This window comes from Dietzia cercidiphylli (assembly GCF_014145145.1).
Lineage (GTDB): Bacteria > Actinomycetota > Actinomycetes > Mycobacteriales > Mycobacteriaceae > Dietzia > Dietzia natronolimnaea.
This window is the reverse complement of the sequence record NZ_JAALEA010000507.1, coordinates 1-3825: the sequence shown is the minus strand read 5'-3', so window position 1 is coordinate 3825 and position 3825 is coordinate 1. Positions and strand designations below refer to the sequence as shown.

Below are 3825 nucleotides of genomic sequence, written 5' to 3'. Positions count from 1 at the left end.
TCGTGGGGCAGCTGGTCCTCGGGCACCTCGTCCCACACACCGAGCGCGACGCACACGGCGGGCAGCAGCAACCCGGCGGCGAGCTCGTACCCGGCGGAGTTGGGGTGGAAGCGGTCCGGGGAGAAGAGGTTCTCGCCGTGCTTGTGGAACTCCGGGGCCAGCGCCTCGGCGAGCGAGACCGGCACACCGCCCGCGCGGCGGACCTGCACGGCCTGGGCCGAGGCGAGACGGCGACTGAGGGTGGCCATGACCGATCGCAGCGGCTGCGGGACGGGCTTGATGGTCCCCAGATCGGGGCACGTGCCCACCACCACGAGGGAGCCGCCCTCGCGGAGCGCCTCGACGGCCTCGCCCACGCGGCGGGCCGACGGGCCGATCGCGTTGCGTGCGGTGATGTCGTTGCCGCCGATGAGGATCACCGAGATGTCGGGATCGCCGTGCGCGATCTGCATGGCCTCGACCTGACCGGCGAGCCCCTTGGAGGTGGCGCCGACGATCGCCTTGACGCTCAGCCGCACGTCCCACCCTGATTCCTCGGCGAGACCGCGCGCCAGGAGGACCCCGGGCAGTTCACCGGGGGAGTCGGCACCCAGGCCGGCGGCGAGCGAGTCGCCGAAGATCACCATGTGGACGTCGCACGTCATCCCGGGTCGCCACGGCTCCGCGGTCACGGCACCGGGCCGGTAGAGGCCGTCGCCGTGGAAGGGTCGCGAGGTGGGCTTGGGGATCACCCGTCGGGCGATCCTGGCCTGCTGGGCGAGGAGTTCGTACGCACCCCGGTAGGCGCCGACGGTCCCCACCGCGACCAGCGCGAGGTTGACGACGACCTTCCGTGCCGGATCATCTGCGTGACTCATCTGGCGTGGCGTCTCCCTCCGGTGCGGTGGCGTGCGGGGCTCGGCACCGCGAGCTCGCGGGCCTGCTGTGACAACTCGACGATAGTCCTGCGGCTCTCCAGGGGCCCCATCGAGAGATCCACCGGGTACTCGACGATCGAGATGTCGGTGTGCACGATCCGCCGCGGCTGCGGGGTGTCGTCGCGACGCTGGGCCGGATACACGAGGTACGCGCGGTCCACGCCGAGCGCGGTGCAGGCCGCCAGCAGCCTGTAGTGCTCGGCGGCGCGGGCGCGGCGGTCCGTGGGATAGGTGGGAACGAAGGTCGTGACCGGTTCGCCGTCGACCTCGTACACGAGGCCGGTGGGCACGGAGATGTGGTCGCCCTCGGTGTCGGGAGCGCTGTGGCGACCGGCCCTGCCGCCGGAGGCACTGGTCGACCCGGCGTCCCCGGCGTCTCCCTGCTCGATACCCGTGTCCAGATGGACGACGGGGTTCTGCAGCACCCGTCCACCACAGCCGTCGAGGGCGGCGGTCAGTTCGGCCTCCACGAAGCGCTCGAACAGCGCCGGCATCTCGGTGACGAAGGCCGCCGACGCCGCGTGGCCGTCCTCCACCTCCACCGAGATGCGGCGCACGATCCGGTCGGCCAGGGCGAGCGCGTTCTGGAACCGGGCGTTGAGCCGGGTCCGCGTCCAGGCGGGGACCGGGGCGCCCTGGCCGATGAGCGTGGCGTCCGCCAGCCGGGCGTCCACCATCGCCAGCCGCCGCCGGGTGGCGTCCGGCAGGTCGGGCAGGAACTGCAGGCGGTGCGCGGCGGTGCGCAGGATGCGGTTCTCCGCGATGTCGGGGGTGAACTCCGAGTAGGTGACCTCCAGGGGGATGGTCATTCCCGGGTGGCGGCGGATCTGGTCGCCCAGACGGATCCGGCCGCGCACGGTGGTCAGCGCCTCGTCGACCCTGCGGTACCCGCGCAGCAGCCCGGACGACAGGGCCTGGTGCGCCAACGCGGCCATGGATTCGGCCACGGAGACCCAGAGCTCGTCGTCGTCCCTCGCCTGGACGGCCGACGGGAGGAACGCGGTGTCGGCCGCGTGGTCGAGCAGGAAGAACAACTGCGTCAGGCCCAGGTTGGCCGCGGGCAGGACCCGCACGGACAGACCCTCGACGCGGACCGAGCCGACGCTCCCGGACGGGATCAACCGCCACGTGTCGCGGCCGGCGGGCAACACCTCGACCAGCCCGGTCTGGGACAGGTGCTGCGCGCCCTCCCAGCTCAGGGTGACGAGCCGGCCACGGCGGTCGAACTCGTCGAACTCGATGGTCTCCGACGCCGCAGAGCCCGCCGAGGCGGGGATCACGCCCGGCCGATCTTCCGACGCAGTGTCGCGAGCCCGAAGCGTTCGTGGACCTCGGCGCGGGACAGGCGTCCGTAGTAGTGCTCCTCGAGCAGCGGGAGGAGGTCGTACCGCCAGATCGCCTCGAGCCCGCCGGGTTCGGTGGCCCGGTCCTTCATGAAGTACGACGGCCCGATCCGCAGGTCGCGGTCCGAGTCGTCGATCTCCGAGTTCAGCGCCTCCAGCAGGTCCGCGGGCTCGGTGGTCACGCCGCGGGCCTCGAGGTGACGTCGCAGCACGCCCGCCACCGGCGGGGTGTCCGGGTGGAGTTCCATGAACGCGAACCGACGCCGGATGGCCGCGTCGACCATGGCGATCGACCGGTCGGCGGTGTTCATGGTGCCGATGATGAACAGGTTGCGCGGCAACCGGAACGAGGTGTCGGGGCTGTACTGGGGCAGGACCGTGCGGTCGCGGTACTCGAGCAGGAAGTACATCTCGCCGAACACGCGGGCCAGGTCGGCGCGGTTCATCTCGTCGATGATGAGGAAGCTCGGGTGCTCGCGCCCCGAGTCGGACGTGGCGCGTGCGGCCTGGCGGCGCAGCGGCCCGGCCTGTAGGGCGAAGCCGGGTTGGCCGGACTCGGTGAGCGTCGGCCGGTAGCCCTCGAAGAAGTCCTCGTAGGCGTAGCTGGGGTGGAACTGGACCAGCTGCACCCGGCTCGGGTCGTCGGCGCCGGCGAGGAAGCGTGCGAGCTCCTGCGCGAGGTAGGTCTTACCGGTGCCGGGCGGGCCGTAGAACACGATCTGCTGCCGCTCCTGCAGGGTGTCCACGATCTCCTGCAGTTCCTTGCGCGGCATGTGGAGGCTGTCGGCGAGCTCGTCGGAGATGTCGGGCAGGGTGGGCACCGTCCCGGCGCCCGGGGCCTCGGCCACCTGCGACTCGGCGGAGTGGCGGCCGGGGTGCATGGCGGCGAGCAGGGCGTCGAGGCCGTCGGTGAGGTCCACGACGGTGCCGGGCTCCCCGATCAGCTCCGAGAGCGGGCTGGGGAGGGTGTCCAGGTCGAGCGTGACCGAGTGCCACCGCACCGAGCGCTCGAGCTGCTGGCCGCCGTCCTCCACGTAACCCAGGTCGTCGGTGAGGGTGCCCAGGTGCAGTTTGGCATCGGCGACCGTGGCCACCACGTCCTGGGGGCTCATCCGGGACAGGAAGGTGTGCAGCTCCGCGGTGAGCTGGAACCGTGCCTGGTAGTCCAGGTGCGGGTACCCCTGCTCGACGGCCTGGGACACCTCGAGCCGGCTGGCGTGGGCGGGGATGCGCGGAAGGTGGGAGGCGGGCAGCGCGATCCGGTTCTGCGCGACCCACTGACCGGCCTGACCGACGCCGCCGCGCCCGGGTCGGACCAGCCACGCTCGGCGGGAGTGGTCGTCGCGGTGGCGCTGCCACTGGTTGGCGATCGCACCCCGGTACCAGTCGACGGGCTGGCCGAGCTGGGCGGAGAGCGTCTCGGCGATCCGGTGGAGGTCCTGGTCGATGTCCAGCTCGTCGATCCCGGACGGCCCGCCGATGAGGTCGGCGAAGGCGTCGCGGATCCGGGTCTTGTGCTCGTGCTTGACGATCGGCTGGAAGTACCCGGGCCAGGCCAGGTACTG

General features: G+C 72.0%; 3 protein-coding genes. All 3 read right to left on the bottom strand.

Going from position 1 to position 3825, the window contains the following annotated elements:
• On the bottom strand, positions 1-857 hold an 857-nt coding region (locus tag G6028_RS16475), incomplete at its 3' end, for an SGNH/GDSL hydrolase family protein (RefSeq protein WP_182659515.1).
• Entirely contained in the window at positions 854-2197 is a 1344-nt protein-coding gene (locus G6028_RS16470) for a 5-methylcytosine restriction system specificity protein McrC (RefSeq protein ID WP_182659514.1), read from the bottom strand. The genes G6028_RS16470 and G6028_RS16475, both read right to left, overlap by 4 nt.
• The coding region (locus tag G6028_RS16465) for an AAA family ATPase (protein ID WP_182659513.1) at positions 2194-3825 on the bottom strand (1632 nt) is incomplete at its 5' end. The genes G6028_RS16465 and G6028_RS16470, both read right to left, overlap by 4 nt.